The sequence below is a fragment of the Streptomyces nogalater genome, assembly GCF_039532885.1.
Taxonomy (GTDB): domain Bacteria; phylum Actinomycetota; class Actinomycetes; order Streptomycetales; family Streptomycetaceae; genus Streptomyces; species Streptomyces nogalater.
This window is the reverse complement of the sequence record NZ_BAAASM010000062.1, coordinates 94,147-112,713: the sequence shown is the minus strand read 5'-3', so window position 1 is coordinate 112,713 and position 18,567 is coordinate 94,147. Positions and strand designations below refer to the sequence as shown.

The following is an 18,567-nucleotide window of genomic DNA, read 5'->3' as shown; positions in this document are numbered from 1 at the left end:
CGCCGTATGTCTGCAACACGCCGTCAGGTCCTGTCCGCAGCGAGCGCCCTGGGAGTGGGCATCGCCTTCACCGGAGCCCTGTCCGAGGTCTTCGCGGGTACGGCCGCCGCGCAGAGTCCGGGTCACGCCGGCTACGGCCCGCTCGTCCCCGATCCGAACGGCCTGCTCGATCTGCCGAAAGGTTTCCGCTACACCGTGCTGTCCCGCGAGGGCGACCTGCTCCGCTCCGGGGAGGGCCCGGTGCCCACCCGCCCCGACGGCATGGCCGCCTTCGCCGGCAGAGCGGGCCGTACACACCTCGTCCGCAACCACGAGAACGGGGCGACCGCACGGATCCCGGTGCCGGCCGTCGACGGTCTCACCTACGACCCGGCGGGCAAGGGCGGCTGTACGGCCCTGACGCTCGACGGACACCGCGTGCTCTTTGAGAGGGTCGCCATCGCCGGCACGGCCGTCAACTGCGCGGGCGGACCGACCCCGTGGGGCACCTGGCTGACCTGCGAGGAGACCGAGGACAGAGCCGGCACCAACGGCTACACCAAGGACCACGGCTTCGTCTTCGAGGTGCACCCCACCGACCCGCACCGCACCGGCGCCGTGCCGCTGACCGCGCTGGGCCGGTTCCAGCACGAGGCGGTCGCGATCGACCCGCGCGACGGCGTCCTCTACGAGACCGAGGACGCCTTCCAGAAGCCGTTCGGCCTCTTCTACCGCTTCCTGCCACACCGGCCGCTGGGCGGCGTCGGTTCGCTGCGCGCGGGCGGCCGGCTCCAGGCGATGCGGGTGCCCGGTGTGCCGGACCTGTCGGCGATCCGCGAGACCGGGGCGCGCTTCGACGGCATCGAGTGGGTGGACGTGCCCGACCCGCTGGCCATCGCCACGCCGACCAGGTTCCAGGACTACGGCCCCGGGGGCATCACCCACGCCCAGAAGCTGGAGGGCTGCTACTGGGGCGGCGGCAGCGTGTACTTCGTGTCGTCCTTCGCGCGCGGCACCGACGGCTCCGCGGCCGACCACTACGGCCAGGTCTGGCGCTACGACCCGGCGCACCGCCGGCTGACCCTGGCCGTCGTGTTCGGCCCGGACACCGACGTGCGGCTGCCCGGCGAGTCCCCGGACAACATATGCCTCGCGCCCGGCGGCGGCCTGATGGTCTGCGAGGACGGCAACGGCGCCCAGCATGTCTTCGGGCTGACCCGCCGGGGCGAGGTGTACGCGCTGGCCCGGGGCCGGCAGAACATCGGCACGGCCCGGAAGCCGGAGTGGGGGGAGTTCGCCGGGGTCACCTTCGCCCCCGACGGGACGACGCTGTTCCTCAACTGCTATACACCCGGCACCACGTTCGCCGTGACCGGCCCGTGGCGCGGATAGGCCGCTGACGGCCCCCGCCTGCCGGGGCCGGGCGGAAGGCGCGCGCCCTTCGGCCCCCGGCGCGAGGACACACACCGGTCGACTCACCGGCCGGCCACGGCCTGACCGCGCCCGTCCCGGCAACGGAACGGCCGCCGGCCGGAACCCCGGTCGGCGGCCGTACGTACGCGTGGCGCCCGGAGGGTCAGACCGCCGTCGCCGGGTACGTCGGGTACTCCACGCCCGAGACGTGCTGGACGACGCGGACGACCTGGCAGGAGTAGCCGAACTCGTTGTCGTACCACAGGTAGAGGATCGCGTTGTCGCCGTCGACCTTGAGGGCGCCGGCGTCCACGATCGAGGCGTGGCGCGAGCCGATGAAGTCGCTGGAGACCGCGTCGGGCGCCGTGATGAAGTCGATCTGGCGCTTGAGCGGCGAGGTCAGCGACACCTCGCGCAGATAGTCGTGGACCTCCTCGCGGGTGGTCTCACGGGCCAGCTGGAGGTTGAGGATCGCGATCGAGACGTCCGGCACGGGGACGCGGATCGAGCTGCCGCTGATCTTCGCCTTCAGGTCGGGCAGGGCCTTGGCGACGGCGGAGGCGGCACCCGTCTCGGTGATGACCATGTTCAGCGCCGCGGAGCGGCCACGGCGGTCGGACTTGTGGTAATTGTCCAGCAGGTTCTGGTCGTTGGTGAACGAGTGGACGGTCTCCACATGGCCGCGCAGCACACCGTACTCGTCGTCCATCGCCTTCAGCGGCGGAACGATGGCGTTGGTGGTGCAGGAGGCGCAGGACAGGATCCGCTCCTCCGGCTTGACCGTGTCGTGGTTGACGCCGTGCACGATGTTCGGCACGTCGCCCTTGCCCGGCGCGGTCAGCACGACCTTCTCGATGCCGGGGCGCAGATGCCGGGACAGGCCCTCGCGGTCGCGCCACTTGCCGGTGTTGTCGATGAGGATGGCGTCCCGGATGCCGTACTCGGTGTAGTCCACGGACGTCGGGTCGTCGGCGTAGATCACCTTGATGGCGTTGCCGTTGGCGACGATCGTGCCGTTGTCCTCGTCCACCGTGATCGTGCCCTGGAACTGGCCGTGGATGGAGTCGCGGCGCAGCAGCGAGGCGCGCTTGACGATGTCCTGGGGGCCGCCGCCGCGCACGACGATGGCGCGCAGCCTGAGGCCGTTGCCGGAGCCGGCCTTCTCGATCAGCAGGCGGGCGACGAGCCGGCCGATGCGGCCGAAGCCGTAGAGGACGACATCGCGCGGCTCGCGGCGCTCGATCTTGTTGGCTCCGGTGGCGCCGGCGACCGCCTCGGCGGTGAACTCCTCGACGCTCAGGCCGCGTTCGTCGGCCTTGTACATGGTGGCCAGCATGCCGAGGTCGATCTGGGACGGCCCGAGGTCGAGGGAGGCGAGGGCCTGGAGGAACGGCATGGTCTCGGTGACCGACAGCTCGGCGCCGGCGATCTGCCGGGCGAAGCGGTGGGTCTTCAGGATGCTGACCACCGACTTGTTCACCAGGGAGCGGCTGTGCAGCAGGACGGTCACGTCCCGCTCGCGGTGCAGCTTCCCGATGAGCGGGATCATCGACTCCGCGATCTCTTCGCGGATCTTCCAGTTGGTGAACGAGTCGTCGTTGACAGTCACAGATCCATCTTTCGAGCTAGGCAGCGCTCATATGATAACCATATGGTCCTGGCCGGTTTGTAGCCCCCTCCGGGCCACCGCGCCGATGCGTCGACGCCCGGTGTCACAGGGGCTGTTCCGACCGTCGCGTCCGGCGGCGGGCGACCAGGCCGGCCATGGCCATCAGCAGCGCGCTGACCCACACCGGGGAGCGGTGGCCGAACCCGCCGTCGAGCGCGGCACCGCCCAGGACCGGGCCCAGCGTGGCGCCCACGTTCAGCGCCGATGTCGCGAAGGCGCCGGCGAGGGACGGCGCGTCGGCCGCCTCGTACAGCACCCGGGCGACCAGCGTGGAGCCGACCCCGAAGGCCAGCAGGCCGAGGACCGGCACCAGGGCGACGGCCACGCCGGGCCGTCCGGCGGCCAGGGCCAGCGCGGTCCACCCGGCCAGCAGCGCGGCGCCGGCGAGGGGCAGCACCGGCCGGGCCCTCCGGTCCGCCGGCCGGTCCGCCAGCCGGCCCGCCGCCGTCACACCGGCGAACGCCCCCGCGCCGAACAGCGCCAGCACCCCCGGCACCCAGCCGGCGCCGAGTCCGCACACCTCCGTGACCAGCGGCGCCAGGTAGGTGAACGTGCAGAAGGTGGCGCCGTTGACGAGCGCGGCGAGGCAGAGCACCGACAGCAGCCGGGGCCGGCGCAGCGCCCGCAGCTCCGCCGACGCGCCCGGGACGGGTCCCCCGGCCGCCGGGTCGCGCGGCACCGACCGGGCGATCGCCACCAGTGCCGGGGCGGACACCAGGGCCACCGCCCAGAACGCCGAGCGCCAGCCCAGCATGTGGCCCAGGGCGGCGCCCGCCGGCACACCCGCCACACAGGCGAGCGTGGTGCCGCCGAGCAGGACGGCGGTGGCCCGGCCCTTGGCGTCCGGCGCGACCATGCCGGTCGCCGCCGTCAGGCCGACGGCGAGGAAGCCGGCGTTGGCCAGGGCCGCGACCACCCGGGTGGCGAGCAGGACGGAGAAGTCGGAGGTGAGCGCCCCGACGACATGGGCGGCCAGGAACACCCCCAGGAACACCAGCAGCGACTGCCGGCTCGGCCGGCGACGGCCGAGCAGCGCCGCCGCCGGCGCGCCCACGACCATGCCGACGGCGAAGGCGGACGTGAGCGTGCCCGCCGTGGGCACCGAGACCCCGAGGTCGCGGGCGATGTCCGGCACCAGGCCGGCCAGCATGAACTCGGACGTGCCCTGGGCGAAGACGGCCAGCCCGAGCAGATAGAGAGCGAAAGGCATCAAGACTCCACACACCGTGTCGCGGACGGGTAGCGAGCACGCGGACCCGCGACGGTCACGACCGGTGAGTGCGGTCCTGGGACGGACGGACGGCCGAGCGCGCGGGGCATCGCGTGCGGGCCCGGCCGGCACCGCCGCCCGCACGAGGGCGACGCGTCACACGGACGAGTGAGGAGGCACGAGGAGAACAGGAGAAGAGGTGCGTGCCGGTCCGGAACCCGGAGGACGGCAGCCCGGTGGTGGCGTGCGAACGACGAAAAGCCACCGGACGGCCGGTGGCTAGTGTCTGGATGCCTCGGGGCTGGACATGTCCCGCACGTTAACGCGCGGACCAGGGCGCGCGCCACCGTATTTTCCACGGAGGCGCGCACGGGTGTGTGGGGCAAAGCCCCTGGTGCCGGACGGTGCCGGACGGAGTCGCTGGTGCCGGATGGTGCCGGACGGTGTCGGAGGTGCGGGTCAGCGCGGGTTGAAGATGACGCTGGCGAAGCGGGCGCCGCTGGGCGTCGACTTGCCGGGGGCGAGCCGTGTCGCCGTTCCCCTCGCACCGCTTCTCGGCGTAGACGACGAGCGTCTTCTTCGTCGCGTTGCGGGCCCCACGGGCGCGGGCCGGGCCGCCTCCGTAATCTCCCACCCCGGCAATCTCCCACCCCGGCCCGGACCGCCCCCGGAGCCGACATGGGCAGGTCCACCGTTCGAGTGACGGCGGGCGGCCCGGCGTAGACGGCGGCCCGGTGACCGGCTGGGCCGCGTTGCCCTGCCGGGGCCGTGCGAAGCCCCGGAATCGGGGTAGACGAGGGGACGCCCGAGGAAAGGACCGTCCCATGACGACCTACGTGATCAGCGTCCCCGGCACCTTCACCGCCGGGATCGAGGCCGACACCCGCACCCGGCTGGCCAGGGCGCTCCGGCCCGCCGACCCGCACGGCACCCGCATGGGCAGCGCGGAGGACCTGGACGTGCTCAGCGTCAACGACGACAACACCTTCACCCTGCGCCTGACCGTCGACGCGGACACCCGCCCGCACGCCGAGGAGGCGGCCCGCCGGCTCGCCGGCGACGCCCTGCGGGACGCGGGACTGGACGAGCGGAGCGCACCGCTCGGGCCCGCGGTGGTCACCGGCATCGACTCCGAGATCCGCTGATCATCCTTAATAGGTAAAATCTAGGCGTTTGCTGAAAATTCGGGCTACCGGCCCGCCGAGAGACACCGCCCCGCCGGAAGTGATCGATGCCCCGCAAGCGCTCCACGGACGACAGCGACGAGTTGCTCGCCCGACTCGGGTCGCTCACCGCCCAGGCGCGCCGTCGCGCTCAGCTCCAGCGCACCCAGGTCGAGCTGGCCCTCGCCCTCCAGCGGGGCATGCTCCCGCGGGACCTGCCCGACGCCCCCGGCATCCATGTGGCGGTGCGGTACACGCCCGCCAACCTCGGCCTCAACGTGGGCGGCGACTGGTACGACGCCTTCACCATGCCCGACGGCCGGATAGGGCTGTCCATCGGCGACGTACAGGGCCACAACATCGAGGCAGCGGCCTTCATGGGCCAGGTCAGGGCCGGACTGCGGGCGCTCGCCTCGGTCACCGGGGAGCCGGGCGAACTGCTGGCCCGCACCAACGACCTGCTGCTCTCCCTGGGCAGCGAGCTGTTCGCCACCTGCACCTTCATGCGGCTCGACCCGGCCACCGGGGTGCTGGAGAGCGCACGGGCCGGCCACATCCCGTTCGTGTGGGCCACGGCTGACGGGAAATCCGGGGTCGTCGACGACGAGGGCGGACCGCCGCTCGGCATCGAGCGGGGCGTCGAGTTCCCGGTGACCCGTCACCGGCTCACCACCGGGGGAGTGTTCGTGCTGGTCACCGACGGTGTCGTGGAGGGGCCCTCGCTCAATATCGAGGACGGTCTGGACCAGGTGGTCCGGCTCGCGGGCATAGCCGCCGTCGCCGGCCTGGAGGCCCACGCGCTCGCGGCGGCCGTGATCAAGGGCGCGGAGAGCGTCGGGCACGACGACGACGCCGCCGTCCTGGTCGTGGGCCTCGACGGTCCCTGCACCCTGGCCTGACCGGGACCCGGTGGGCTCCCAACCCGGCCGGGTTCGCGGTGGTGGGGCGTCCGTCCGGCCGGGTTCGTGGTGGCGGGGTGTTCGGCTGGTCGGGTTCGTGGGCGGCGGGGTGTTCCGGCGGGGTTTCGACGCGGCCGGCCTGGCGCGTAGGTGTCGGGCGGCCGGCTCCCTTGGTGGCGCGGCGTTCGGTCGTCCGGGTTCCGTGACGGCCCGGCGTTCAGCCATAGGGCCGGACGAGACCGTGCCTCGCCTCGCCGACCGGCGCCCGCCGGTGTGAGATGGCTGCTGTGGTGGGTATCGAGGAGCTGCGCCGACCGGGCGGCCTTGCCGTCCAGGTGGCCGCCGTCGCCGCCTGCTACTACGCGGCGGCCCGGCTCGGCCTGCTGCGCCAGCTGACCGTCGAGGGTGCCGTCGTCACCCCCATCTGGCCGCCCACCGGCGTCGCCGTCGCCGCCCTGCTGATCTTCGGCCTGCGCTGCTGGCCCGGCATCACGCTCGGCGCCTTCTTCGCCGTCCTGTCCCTGACCACACCCGACGCCGAGGTCCTCGGGGTGCTGTTCGGCAACACGGTGGCGCCCCTGTGCGCGGCGCTCCTGCTGCGCCGGGCCGGGTTCCGCACCGACCTCAGCCGGTTACGCGACGGCCTCGCCCTGGTGTTCCTGGCCGCGCTGGCGGCCACGCTGATCAGCGCGACCGTCGGGGCCGGCTTCCTCGTCCTCACGGACGGTCTGCCCGCCCGCAGCTTCTGGCCCGTCTGGCTCGCCTGGTGGGTGGGGGACGCGATGGGCGTGCTCATCGTCACGCCGCTGCTGCTGTCGCTGCGCCGGGTGCGCCTGCCGCTGCCCCCGGGCCGCTGGAAGGAGGCGAGCGCGCTGGCCGTCGTCGCCTGCCTGCTGGTACCGCCGGCCGTCTACAGTCCCATCAGCACGCTCTTCCTCGTCTACCCGGTCGTCATCTGGGCGGCCCTCCGTTTCCAGCTGGTGGGAAGCGTGCTCTGCGCACTGCTCACGTCCGTGGCGGCCACCGTCGCCGCGACCGACGGCGTCGGCGCGTTCGCGGGGCTCAACCGGATCGAGGTGATGCTGAAACTCCAGGCGTTCAACGGAGCCACCGCCCTGACCGCGCTGCTGCTGTCCGCCGTGATCATCGAGCAGCGCAACACCCGCGACTCGGTGGAGAAGGCCTGCCAGGAACTGGTCGAGGTCCTCGAACACCTCACCGCGGGCGAGGCCCCGCCGCCCCGGCCACGCCCGCACACCGACGAGCCCGGCGACACCGACGGCCCGGGTGACCGCTCCCGCCCGACCGGCATCGCGTAACGATCCCGGTGCGGCGCGGCCGGAGCCAGGCATGCGTCCCCCGTGTCACGGTGCCGGCCCGCCCGCGCGGGGGCGCGTCAGGGCTTCGAGCGGTTCGTCGGCCCCTCGTCGTCGCTGCCGGGCTCGGTGGCCGGGGTCCGGGCCGAGGTGGTCCGGCGCTCGGGAACCGGCGGGTGGGCGGCGCCGGTCGCACCCGGCTGGCCGCCGCCCGTCGTGCCGTAGCCCCCGGGGATCCCCGGCGGGGTGTCCGCGGCGGCCTGCGCCTCGCTGATGTGGCGCCGGGCCCGGACGCCGGCCCGGCGCTCCGGGTACGGGTAGTCGAACGGCTCGGCACCGGCTCGCTCGCGCTCCTCCTCACGCCGGCGCCGTGCGGCCCGCCCGGCCGCCGTCGCGTCCTCGTCGCGACGGTCGTGTTCTTGCTCGTGCTCGTGTGCGTTCATGCGGCGCCGAGTACCCGGGCGGCGGCCACCGCCAACGTGTGTCCCGGCGTATCGGGCGGCGCCGCGCGGGCTGCGGGGGACGACCGGCCGGACGCGTACGGGGCACAGGGCCGGGCCGGGAGGGAGCCGGTCTCGCACGGGCGCAGGGCCGGGCCGGGAGGGGCGGGGCGCCATGCGGCAGCGGCCGGCACCAGGACGGGCAGCCGGAGACACCCCGGCGGGCACGCCACCGCGGTCGGAACCGACCGTCGCGCGCCGCCGCATCCCTCGCACCGACGCCCTGCTGCGCGACCCCGGCTGCCCGCCGCCGACGGCCCCGCGGCCCAGTGGATCCGTGACGCGTGCGGCATCTCCGGCCGCGGGGGGTGGCCCGCCTATTCCGTGAACGGCGCGTTCATCAGCAGGTCCTCCACGGTGGGCACCGGGAAGCCGGGAATGTGACGGCGGCCGACCTCCGCGAAGGGGTGCATCAGCTCGCCCATGGGCTTGGTGCGGCACAGCGACAGCACCGTGTCCAGCGCGACCTTCTTGAACTCCAGCCGGGGGAAGTTGCCGAGCACCTCCGCCAGCACGTCGGCCGGGATCCGGTCCAGCCCGTTCCCCGTGAAGTCGAGTGCCGAACCCACGGAGACCAGCGCGATCTCCGGCCTCTTGCGGGCGGCGATACCGGCGCTGGTGTGCAGGGCGATCGCGTCCCAGACCACGTCCACCCGCCCGGCGGGCACGCGCAGCCGGTGCAGGAACCGGCGCGCGGCGTCGGCGCCGTCCACCTCGAAGCGTTCGGACGGGGTCTGGAACGCCTCCACCAGACCGAGGTCGTGCAGCACGGTGGCGACGAACGCCAGCTCCCGGTCGTAGCGGGCCCCCTGCCGGTCGAACACCAGCGCGCCGAAGACATAGCTGCGCAGCACGTGGTGGAAGAGCGACGGGGAGCTGACATCGCGGGCGAAGGCCACGGTGTGCCGGGCCACCTCGGTGTCGGGGATGCGGACCCCGGCCACCGTCGCGGGCAGGGCGGCGGCCGGACCCGGCCGGTCCGCAGCGGCGGCGAGCCGGCCGGCGAGCGCGGTCGCCGCGCCGGCCGCGGCGACGCCGGCCCCGCGCTGGAGCAGCGTGCGCCGGGTGACGTCGCGTTCGTCTGTGTGGGCCTCGGTCATCTGCGCGTTCCTCTCACGAGCGACTGGTCACCGTGAGCCTAGGAACGGCCGGTCCGGGCCGACAGCGGCGAAAATGACAGACAGTCACGGAATTCCGCCAGCCGGCCAGTGCCCCTGCTTCGTGAGCCGGTGCGCCATGTGGGGACCGAGCCGGTCTTCCGCCGGGGACCAAAGGAGCCGGGCCGCTGTGCTGAGGTCCCCTCTCGCGCCGCCGATGAGCAGGAGGTAGCACGACAGGGCCGGCCGGATGGTGCGCGAAAGGGCGCTCCGACGGCGGCTCCTCGTCCACCTCCTCGTCGCGTATGTCCTCGGGCAGACCCGGTATCTCCTCGGACGGGTTCGGCTCGAACAGCCAGTCGCGGCGGTAGCCCGCCAGGAAACGGATGTCGGCTCGGCGTCCGGCGGTTCACTCCATACCTCGTAGCGCCAGCCGCGGGACCCGACCGCCTCGCGGGTCCAGGCGAAGGCGAACGCGTGCTCCGCCCGGGCCACCCGGTGGCGCGGCTTGACGTCGACGACCAACGGGCCCGTGGTGGTGGCCATCAGGTACAGCAGCCGCGAGAGCTCCAGCCGCGGCTCGTAGATCACGTGATCCGACTGCGTACTCGACCAGTACGAACCCGAGTAGTGCTTCTGCCCCATGTACCAGCGGAACGTCCGCCAGGGCTCGGCCGCGTACAGCATCTCCACCGGTGCCGACTCCCAGGCGAGGCCCTCGGACACCTCGTCCTCGGCGAGCCGTACACACACCCCTACATCCACCATCCGCTCCCGGTGCCCGTGTAGCTGACCTTGATCTGCAGGACAGTCATGGCATTTCTTGGGTCGCGGGCAGCAGTGGTTCAGCGGCTGCCGAGTTCTCCCTTGGTGAACCCGTGTTCGCGTGCCGTGAGCACAGTGGCGAGTGCAGGGACGAGCAGCGCGAGCGCGACCCAACTCAGCCAGGATGCGTCCAATCCGCTGAGGACGAGGCCTCCGATGATGCCACCACCGGCGATTCCGACGTTCCATCCGGTGGTGAGGAGTGCTTGGGCGACGTCGCCGGCGTCGCCTGCTGCTTCGGCGACTGCGGTCTGCAACAGGGTGGAGGTGCCGCCGAACGCGAGCCCCCAGAGCGCCGCGCTGGCGTAGACGAGCGTAGGCACGCCGGAGAAGATGCCGAGCAGCAGCGTGCATGTCGCGAAGAGCGCACACGCGAGGATCATGAGGAGGCGCAGGTGCCGATGGACGAGCGCTCCGGCGATCCAGATGCTCACCAGCGACACCAGGCCGAAGGTGAGCAGCACGGCGTCGACTTGACCTGCCATGCCGAGCGGCGTGAGGAACGGGGCGATGTAGGTGTAGAGGATGCTGTGGGCGAGCACGAATGTGAGGGTCACGAGGAGCACGGGCGCTACGCCGGGAATGCGGAAGGTACGGGTGAGCGGGAGCCGTGAGCCCTTGGGCTGTCCGGGGAAGTTCGGCACCGCCGCGATGACCCACACGATCAACGCGAGCGTGAGGACGGTCATGATCCCGAACGCGTATCGCCACTCGACGAGCTTGGCCAGAAGCGCCGCAGCAGGAACTCCGACGGACAGGGCAACGATTGCGCCCGCCATCGCAATCGCCATTGCCTTGCCGCGCTGATGTGGGAGAACCATCCGTACCGCGTACCCGGCCAACAGCGCCCAGAGCAACCCGCCGACGATGCCGCCGAGGCACCGGGCGGCTAGCGTAAGTGCGAAGCTCTCGGAGAGCGCGGTGACGGTGTTGGCGATCGCGAATCCTGCGATCGCCAACAGCAGCAGGTGTCGGCGCGGCCAGCCGATCGTCGCCTTGGTGAGCGGGATCGCGGCGAGGATCGCCCCGATCGCGAAGCCCGTGACGCTCTGTCCGGCAGCACTCTCGCTCACACCCAGGTCTCGGCTCATCTCGGGAAGCATCCCGGCGGGCATCGTCTCGGTCAGGAGCGTAATGAACCCGGTGGTGGCCAAGGCCAGAAGACCCGCCAGCGGGAGCCGGGCGTTCGTTATCGAGCGAGGTGGCAGAGTATCTGGTCGTGTCATGTCCCTACCATCGATGGGTGACATCAGTGTGAAGGTCAACCCGGTGTGCGCCAAGTCACAGAACGCCGGCCACAGAGGGCGAGGAGAGGGATATGCGGATCGGTGAGTTGTCGACGCGCACGCGGACTCCGGTGAGGTTGCTGCGCTACTACGAGGAGCAGGAACTGATCGCGTCAGATCGACTGCCCAACGGATACCGGGACTATGAGGAGTACGTCGTTGACCGGGTTCTCCAGGTAAGAGGCCTGCTCGATGTAGGGCTGCCCACACGGATCATCAAGCAGATCCTGCCCTGTCTGAACAGTCCCCGCACGATCCACATGCCCTACGTCACGCCAGACATGGTCGCAACGCTCGAACGCGAACGCGATCGCATGGCCGAAAAAATCGAATGTCTCACCAAGAACCACCAAGCCATCACCGACTACCTCGACGCCGTGCGCCGCAATATCCGAGCCTCCTAACCGATGCCGGGTCTGCTGAGCCTATTGCCAGCCACTCGGTCAGCTTCTCCGCATCCGCGACCGGACACTCCCGAAACCCGAAATGCTTCATGACCCGGACTACCGCCCGAGCCACCCAAACGATTGAAGCCTCTGAACTGCTGTCCTGTCGAAGTGCATCTGTCAGCTGACGAGCCGTTGACCTGCCGGAATGCCAGGTCGTTCGAGAAGGCGGCAGCCCTGGATTCTCGAGTTCCCTGGCTTTCACGGAAGTCGCGGTCTCGTTAGAGGCAGAGCCCCCGGTAGAGGGGGTCCTGGGTTCCAATGGCGGTGCCCGCGGTACGGCGTGAACTGCCGCACCGGGAGCCCCGACTCGAACCGAACCCGGGACACAGCCTCCAGCACGAACTTCCGCAGCCCGTCGCCCTCACCGTCAGCCCACCCGACATCGACCAGACCCAGATCCATCGCTACCCCCCGCAATGAGAATCCGACGGCGCGAACGAGAAGCAGTGAGAATCCGACAGCTTCAGTGCGACAGGACAACTGCGAGTCTCACGACAGGGGCATTTCTGCCATCCATCTGCCAACTGCCGTGAGATTCTGCCAAGGCTTTCGAGACCCTACACCGGTCCCGCGCGGAGCACAGGTCCAAGGCCGCCCGCCCGCCGTCAGCAGCTCCACCACCCGCACCGGCAGCCCCGCCCCGCCCTGCTCTGCCCGAAGGGGTGTCCGACAGGCTCGCCGGCCGGCTGCGGAAAGCGGGGGTGGGCCGGGTGCACGGCGTACCGGATCTGGCGTCGACGCGGTTCGCCGCCCCCGCGCCGCTGACCGGTCGACGCCGGTTCGCCGCCCCGCGTCCCTGACCGTCCGGGTGATCTCTCGTCGGCCACGGCGCCCCGCGTGGCGCCGGCCTGAGCGGGCTCGGCTGCCGCTGGGGTTGATGGTGGGCAGTGGGGCGCCGCCGGGCTGTGCGGTCGGAGCGAGCACGTAACCGCCCTGGCCGAAGGCCCTGGGCAGACTCCTGGCTCCTGGGGTTGGCCGGCTGAATCCGACGACGGGGGCGGGCAGGGGTGGCTGCCGTGCAGGGGGGGGGGCTGGTGCCGCGGTCGGGCGGCGGATCGTGTGCGCGGCCGGTGGCGGTTCCTGGGTGGGGACGCGGCCGGGCCGGGCCGGGGGAGCCGTGTCCGGAAGCCTGGGGCAGCCGCGTCCGGAAGCCTGGAGCCGCTGCGGGTGGCCGCCCGGCCTAGTCGGCGGCCCTGCGCGGGGGCGCCGGGCCGGCGTACGGGTGGGACGCCGTCGGTCAGCCGATCGCTTCCGCGGTCAGCGGTACGGTCGCCGTGACCCGCTTGCCGTGGGCCAGCCAGGTCACCTCCAGGTCGCGGGCGAGCATCGCCACCAGGTGCAGGCCGTGGCCGCCGACCCGGCGGGGATCGGGGGGACGCCTGCGGGGTGGCTCCCGGGAGGTGTCCGTGACCGTGACGCGCAGTGCCCGCGCGCCCGGCAGCAGCTCCAGGGCCAGCGCGCAGGGGCCGGGCGCGTGCTTGGCCGCGTTGGTGACGAGTTCGCTGACGACCAGCTGGGCATCCTGCACCGGACGCCGTGCGGGGGCCGGCCGCGCCCGCGCGAGCAGGTCGGCGACGGCGTCTCTGGCCTCGGCGATGCTGGAGACGCCGGCGTCCCAGGTGCGGCTGTACCGCAGGACCGCCGGGCGGTCCCGCGTCGTCGTCGCGTGGGTCCTGAGCGGGATGTCCATACCTAGTTGCCCTTTTCCTCTGGGGTCAGGGGCCCTTCCTGTGCACAGGGGTACCGTGCCGTCCCTGCTCGGCTACCCGCTGGGCGGCGGGTCAAGGGGACGTTTGCGAGGAATCTCCCGGATGGGCAGGAACGCCCCGTTCCGCCGCGCGTAAACGGGCCCGGGACCTCCGCTTCCGCTGGAACTCCCGGGCCCGTTCGGTGGCCGGACCGGTACACATCTCGGTGACCGGCACACGCCTCGGTGGTCGAAGCCGTCTCCTCAGTGCTTGAAGACGTCCTTCCCCTTCTCCTTGGCCTGCCGGGCGTCTCCCTTGGCGCCCTCCGCGCGGCCCTCGGCCTCCATGCGCTCGTTGCCCACGGCGCGGCCCAGGGCCTCCTTCGCCTTGCCCTTGGCCTGCTCCGCCTTGGCCTTCGCCTTCTGGTTGCCGGCCATCGTGTGTCACTTCCCAACTTCGGACGCGGTCTGTGGTCCTCCTCCGGATTGCCGCTGCGCGGCCGTCCAAACCCGGAGGCGGATCAGCGGGCGCGCCGCCGCCGTACGAGGTGGCGTACGACGAACCCCGCGATCACCACGGCGACGGCGAGGACGACGTACAGCTGGTAGCGCCTGATCTCGTCGTAGATCGCGGTGATGTGGCTGCCGGCCAGGTAGGCCAGGGTGGTCCACAGGCCGACCCACAGGGCCGCGCCGAGGGCGTTGAACGCGAGGAAGCGGTGCCAGCGCATGCCGGTAGTGCCCGCGATGATGCCGTTGGCCTGGCGCAGCCCCTCCACGAACCGGGCGACGGTCACGATCTTGCCGCCGTGCCGGGTGAAGAACCCCTCGGCGGCCTCGAACCGCTTCGGGGTGAGGAAGACGTACCGGCCCCACCGGTGTACGAAGGCCCGTCCGCCGGACCGGCCGATCAGATAGCCGAGGTTGTCCCCGGCGACGGCCGCGGCGAACGCGATGAGTGCCACGGCCGCCACGTTCAGCCGCCCCGCGCCCGCGTACACGCCCGCGGCGAGGAGGATCGTCTCTCCGGGCGCGGGGACCCCGAAGTCCTCCACGAGGACCACGGCCCCCACGGCCCAGTAGCCGTAGTGGCCGAGCAGCGGTTCCAGGTGGGCCAGCGGCCCCGGAAGGGGAGGCGACGACATGCCCCCACGGTACGTCGGTGCCGCCGTGAGGTGATCAGGACCGGCTGACCGGGGTCTCCTGGCCCGGGGAGACGGACTCCGGGCCACCCTCGCCCTCGCTCTCTGCCTCGGCTTCGGCCTCGGGGTCCGGTGCCGGGCGGGCGCCGCCCCGGAGGCCGGTCAGCCGGAGGGCGAGCGGCTCGGTGTAGCGGGCGGTGAGCGGGCCGGCGATGACCAGGATCAGCACATAGGCGGTGGCCAGCGGGCCGAGGTCGGAGTCGATGCCGGAGGTGACGGCGAGTCCCGCGATGACGATGGAGAACTCGCCCCGGGCCACGAGGGTGCCGCCGGCCCGCCAGCGGCCCCGGCCGGAGATGCCCGCGCGGCGGGCCGCCCACCAGCCGGTGGCGATCTTGGTGAGGGTGGTGACGGCGGCCAGGGCGAGCGCGGGCAGCAGCACCGGCGGAATGCTCGCCGGATCGGTGTGCAGGCCGAAGAAGACGAAGAACACCGCCGCGAACAGGTCCCGCAGCGGTGCCAGCAGGTTGTGCGCGCCTTCGGCGACCTCCCCGGACAGGGCGATGCCCACCAGGAACGCGCCGACCGCCGCGGAGACCTGCAGCTGCTGGGCGACCCCGGCCACCACCAGGGTCAGGCCGAGCACCACCAGCAGCAGCTTCTCGGGGTCGTCGGTGGAGACGAAGCGGGAGATGTGCCGGCCGTAGCGCACCGCCACCAGCAGCACCACGCTCGCCACGCCGAGCGCGATGGCCAGCGTGACGCTGCCCGCGGCGATCCCGGTCCCGGCCAGCAGGGCGGTGACGACGGGCAGGTAGACCGCCATGGACAGGTCCTCCAGCACCAGGATGCTGAGGATCACGGGTGTCTCCCGGTTGCCGATCCGGCCCAGGTCGCCGAGGACCTTGGCGATGACCCCGGAGGAGGAGATCCAGGTGATGCCGGCCAGGACGACGGCGGCGATCGGGCCCCAGCCCAGCAGTAGGGCCATGACGGCGCCGGGCAGGGCGTTGAGGGTGGCGTCGACGATTCCCGCCGGGTACTGGGTCTTCAGGTTGGAGACCAGATCGCCGGCGGTGTATTCGAGGCCCAGCATCAGCAGCAGCAGGACGACACCGATCTCGGCGCCGATGGCCACGAACTCCTCGCTGGTGCCGAGGGGCAGCAGCCCGCCCTCGCCGAAGGCCAGCCCGGCCAGCAGATACAGCGGGATGGGCGAGAACCGCAGGCGGGCGGCGAGCCGGCCGAGCAGTCCGAGGCCGAGGATGATCGCGCCGAACTCGATCAGGAAGACCGCGGAGGAGTGCATCGGCGATCACTCCCGGCCGAGTATGGCGGCGGCGGCGTCCACACCCTCGCGGGTGCCGATCACGATCAGTGTGTCCCCGCCGGCCAGCCGGAAGCCGGGGCCGGGGGAGGGGATCGCCTCGGCGCGGCGCAGTACGGCCACGATCGACACACCGGTCTCCGTGCGCATCCGGGTGTCGCCGAGCAGCCGTCCGTTCCAGTGCGAGGTCCCGGACAGCTCGATCCGTTCGGCCACCAGGCCGAGTTCCGTGGTGGACAGCAGAGTGGGGCTGTGATGGGTCGGCTTCAGGGCGTCCACCAGGGCCTCCGCCTCCTGCCCGGTGAGCCGGACCGACAGCGCGCAGGCGTCGGGGTCGTCGCTCCGGTACGCACTCAGGGTGCGCGAGCCGTCCCGGTGGGCGACCACCGACAGCTGGCGGTGCTCGCGGGTCGTCAGGTCGTACCGGACGCCGATGCCCGGCAACGGTGTCCTGCTGGTGCGTGCGGTACTCATGGCGGTCCCCTGCCCCTCGGCCTCGAACGTTTCTTGGTGAAACCGTTACCCGAGCTTATCCGGAAGATGATCCTTCCGGGGTGGGGCGAGGGTTGGGGGGCGGGAGCCGTGCTACGGGCGGGGGTCGCCGGGCTGTCGCCCGGTGGGGCCCGGCTGGCAGGCGGGGCACAGTTCGTGGTGCCCGTCGCGGGTGACGACGGAGCCCCAGCCGAGGCACTGATCGCAGTCGCGGGCGAGGACCGGGTCGGGTCGGGGCGGCAGCAGAGGGCTGCCGTGGGCTCCGTGCGCCATACGGGAAACGGCTCCTTGGGATCGCGGGTCGCGCGAAGGCCGGGCTGACAACGTCGTCCGGCGACCTCCAGTATGTCCTATTTTTTCCTTACGCCTGTGGCGTGCGCCCGGATCCCGGCGCCGGGACAGGGAGCGGGGCGTTCCGTTTCCGGCCCGGCGAGACGGGCAGGCGGGTGATCAACAAGGCGTGCGGAAGGAGGCGCTCATGAGCGATGAGAGGTCCGGCGGGGAGCCCGTACCCGGCGGGGAGGGAGGTGCGCGGCGGGTGCCGAAGGCCGTGGCACGACTGCCGCGCCAGGTACGCGAGGAGCTGAGCCGCAGGCTGCGCCGCAACCGGCGGGCCTTCCGCGCCGACGACGTCCAGGTGGTCGAGCCCCCGCTGCTGCGGCGCGCGGTCGGCGCCTCGGCGCTCGGCAACTGCATGGAGTGGTTCGACTTCGGTGTCTACAGCTACCTCGCCGCCACCATCGGCAAGGTGTTCTTCCCCGGCGCCTCCCCGGCCGCCCAGGTCATCTCCTCGTTCGCGACCTTCGCCGCCGCCTTCGTCGTACGGCCCCTCGGCGGACTGGTCTTCGGGCCGCTCGGCGACCGGATCGGCCGGCAGAAGGTGCTCGCCACCACCATGATCATGATGGCCGTGGGCACCTTCGCCATCGGCATCATCCCCGGCTACGCCACCATCGGCATCGCCGCGCCCGTACTGCTCCTGCTGGCCCGTATGGTCCAGGGCTTCTCCACCGGCGGCGAGTACGGCGGGGCCACCACCTTCGTCGCCGAGTACTCCCCGGACCGCCGGCGCGGCTTCCTCTCCAGTTGGCTGGACTTCGGCACCTTCGCCGGGTACGCCCTCGGCTCGGCCCTGGTCACCGCGCTGAACCTGGCCCTGACCGACGACCAGATGCTGTCCTGGGGCTGGCGCGTGCCGTTCCTCATCGCCGGACCGCTCGGTGTCATCGGCCTCTACATGCGGATGAAGCTGGAGGAGTCCCCGGCCTTCCAGCAGCAGCTGGACGAGCACGAGAAGGCCCTGGCGCAGGAGTCGGCGGGCAGCGAGTTCAAGGACATCGTCCGCAACCACTGGCGGGCCCTGTTGGTCTGCATGGGCCTGGTGCTGCTCTACAACGTCACCAACTACATGGTCACCGGCTATCTGCCGACCTATCAGACCGAGACGCTGCACCGCTCCAGCGGCTCCGCCGATCTGCTGGTGCTGGTCGGCATGGTGTGGATCGTCCTTCTGATCACCTTTCTCGGCCGGCTCAGCGACCGGGTGGGCCGACGGCCGCTCTACGCCGTCGGCGCCGCCGCGATGATCGTGCTCGCCGTGCCGGCCTTCCTGCTGATCAAGGCGGACGGCACCTGGCCGCCGATCGCCGGGGTGCTGCTTCTGGCCACGCTGCTGGCCTGCTTCGCCGCGCCCAGCGCGGCCACCCTGCCCGCGCTGTTCCCGACCGCCGTGCGCTACGCGGCCATGGGCATCGGCTTCAACGTCGCGGTCGCCGCGTTCGGCGGCACCACCCCGCTGGTCACCGCCGCACTGGTCGAGGCGAGCGGTGACGACCTCATGCCCGCCTACTACCTGATGCTGGCCGGTGCCATCGGTCTGCTCACCGTGCGGTTCCTGCCGGAGAGCGCCCAGGTGCCGCTCAAGGGCTCGCAGCCGATGGTCGGTTCGCGGGAGGAGCGGCGCGAACTGATCGCCACCTCCAAGGAGCTGTACGCCTTCGCGCGGGATCAGGAGCGGGCTCGGGAGCGGGCGCGGCGGGGCTAAGCAGCGCGCCCCTGGCCACCCACTGGCTGTTCACGGTCGTGGGCGGCCTCCGCACACCCCGGGAGCATC

The 18,567-nt window shown here is 72.0% G+C and carries 18 protein-coding genes; 6 read left to right on the top strand and 12 right to left on the bottom strand.

Annotated elements, in window-relative coordinates; translation table 11 throughout:
* Positions 1-6 precede the first annotated feature (6 nt).
* Positions 7-1,371 (top strand): alkaline phosphatase PhoX, encoded by a 1,365-nt coding sequence (locus ABD350_RS32380; protein ID WP_344352504.1) that lies wholly within the window; start codon positions 7-9, stop codon positions 1,369-1,371.
* A 184-nt stretch (positions 1,372-1,555) separates the two neighbouring features.
* Here ABD350_RS32380 and ABD350_RS32375 read toward each other — a convergent pair whose 3' ends face one another.
* Entirely contained in the window at positions 1,556-3,001 is a 1,446-nt protein-coding gene (locus ABD350_RS32375) for a glyceraldehyde-3-phosphate dehydrogenase (protein ID WP_344352503.1), read from the bottom strand.
* A 103-nt stretch (positions 3,002-3,104) separates the two neighbouring features.
* Positions 3,105-4,271, bottom strand: coding sequence for a Cmx/CmrA family chloramphenicol efflux MFS transporter (locus ABD350_RS32370; protein ID WP_344352502.1), 1,167 nt, complete (start codon positions 4,269-4,271; stop codon positions 3,105-3,107).
* Between the two features lie 824 nt (positions 4,272-5,095).
* Here ABD350_RS32370 and ABD350_RS32365 point away from each other — a divergent pair.
* The 3 genes from ABD350_RS32365 to ABD350_RS32355 all read left to right on the top strand — a co-directional run bounded on the left by ABD350_RS32365 (position 5,096) and on the right by ABD350_RS32355 (position 7,652).
* Positions 5,096-5,416 carry a hypothetical protein gene (locus tag ABD350_RS32365; RefSeq protein WP_030784573.1) on the top strand — a complete coding sequence of 107 codons (321 nt, stop codon included), beginning with the start codon at positions 5,096-5,098 and terminating at the stop codon, positions 5,414-5,416.
* An 86-nt stretch (positions 5,417-5,502) separates the two neighbouring features.
* Positions 5,503-6,333 carry a PP2C family protein-serine/threonine phosphatase gene (locus ABD350_RS32360; protein ID WP_344352501.1) on the top strand — a complete coding sequence of 277 codons (831 nt, stop codon included), beginning with the start codon at positions 5,503-5,505 and terminating at the stop codon, positions 6,331-6,333.
* 287 nt (positions 6,334-6,620) lie between these two features.
* Positions 6,621-7,652, top strand: a complete 1,032-nt coding sequence (locus ABD350_RS32355; RefSeq protein WP_382467067.1) for an MASE1 domain-containing protein — start codon at positions 6,621-6,623, stop codon at positions 7,650-7,652.
* A 77-nt stretch (positions 7,653-7,729) separates the two neighbouring features.
* Here the strand turns inward: ABD350_RS32355 and ABD350_RS32350 are convergent, their stop codons facing one another.
* The 4 genes from ABD350_RS32350 to ABD350_RS32335 all read right to left on the bottom strand — a co-directional run bounded on the left by ABD350_RS32350 (position 7,730) and on the right by ABD350_RS32335 (position 11,225).
* Positions 7,730-8,092 (bottom strand): hypothetical protein, encoded by a 363-nt coding sequence (locus ABD350_RS32350; protein WP_344352499.1) that lies wholly within the window; start codon positions 8,090-8,092, stop codon positions 7,730-7,732.
* Between the two features lie 374 nt (positions 8,093-8,466).
* Positions 8,467-9,249: an HD domain-containing protein gene (locus tag ABD350_RS32345; protein WP_344352498.1), complete on the bottom strand. Its 783-nt coding sequence runs from the start codon at positions 9,247-9,249 to the stop codon at positions 8,467-8,469.
* Positions 9,250-9,333: 84 nt separating this feature from the next.
* Positions 9,334-10,014 carry a hypothetical protein gene (locus ABD350_RS32340; protein WP_344352497.1) on the bottom strand — a complete coding sequence of 227 codons (681 nt, stop codon included), beginning with the start codon at positions 10,012-10,014 and terminating at the stop codon, positions 9,334-9,336.
* A 77-nt stretch (positions 10,015-10,091) separates the two neighbouring features.
* Positions 10,092-11,225: an MFS transporter gene (locus ABD350_RS32335; RefSeq protein ID WP_344352496.1), complete on the bottom strand. Its 1,134-nt coding sequence runs from the start codon at positions 11,223-11,225 to the stop codon at positions 10,092-10,094.
* A 164-nt stretch (positions 11,226-11,389) separates the two neighbouring features.
* Here ABD350_RS32335 and ABD350_RS32330 point away from each other — a divergent pair, with 164 nt between their 5' ends.
* On the top strand, positions 11,390-11,761 hold the full coding sequence (locus ABD350_RS32330; protein WP_344352495.1) for a MerR family transcriptional regulator: 372 nt from the start codon (positions 11,390-11,392) through the stop codon (positions 11,759-11,761).
* A 1,282-nt stretch (positions 11,762-13,043) separates the two neighbouring features.
* On the opposite strand, the gene ABD350_RS32325 is transcribed toward ABD350_RS32330, so the two are convergent.
* The 6 genes from ABD350_RS32325 to ABD350_RS32300 all read right to left on the bottom strand — a co-directional run bounded on the left by ABD350_RS32325 (position 13,044) and on the right by ABD350_RS32300 (position 16,727).
* On the bottom strand, positions 13,044-13,496 hold the full coding sequence (locus ABD350_RS32325; protein WP_344352494.1) for an ATP-binding protein: 453 nt from the start codon (positions 13,494-13,496) through the stop codon (positions 13,044-13,046).
* Positions 13,497-13,757: 261 nt separating this feature from the next.
* A complete protein-coding gene (locus ABD350_RS32320; protein WP_344352493.1) occupies positions 13,758-13,931 on the bottom strand; it encodes a CsbD family protein in 174 nt (57 codons plus the stop codon).
* An 83-nt stretch (positions 13,932-14,014) separates the two neighbouring features.
* Positions 14,015-14,638 (bottom strand): DedA family protein, encoded by a 624-nt coding sequence (locus ABD350_RS32315; protein WP_344352492.1) that lies wholly within the window; start codon positions 14,636-14,638, stop codon positions 14,015-14,017.
* Between the two features lie 34 nt (positions 14,639-14,672).
* Positions 14,673-15,944 (bottom strand): cation:proton antiporter, encoded by a 1,272-nt coding sequence (locus ABD350_RS32310; RefSeq protein WP_344352491.1) that lies wholly within the window; start codon positions 15,942-15,944, stop codon positions 14,673-14,675.
* Between the two features lie 6 nt (positions 15,945-15,950).
* Complete coding sequence (locus ABD350_RS32305; protein WP_344352490.1) at positions 15,951-16,436, bottom strand: cation:proton antiporter regulatory subunit; 486 nt, start codon at positions 16,434-16,436, stop codon at positions 15,951-15,953.
* Between the two features lie 111 nt (positions 16,437-16,547).
* Positions 16,548-16,727 (bottom strand): hypothetical protein, encoded by a 180-nt coding sequence (locus ABD350_RS32300; protein WP_344352489.1) that lies wholly within the window; start codon positions 16,725-16,727, stop codon positions 16,548-16,550.
* Between the two features lie 205 nt (positions 16,728-16,932).
* Between ABD350_RS32300 and proP the strand changes: the two genes are divergently transcribed.
* Positions 16,933-18,498, top strand: coding sequence for a glycine betaine/L-proline transporter ProP (gene proP / locus ABD350_RS32295; RefSeq protein WP_344352488.1), 1,566 nt, complete (start codon positions 16,933-16,935; stop codon positions 18,496-18,498).
* The last annotated feature ends 69 nt before the right edge of the window (positions 18,499-18,567 follow it).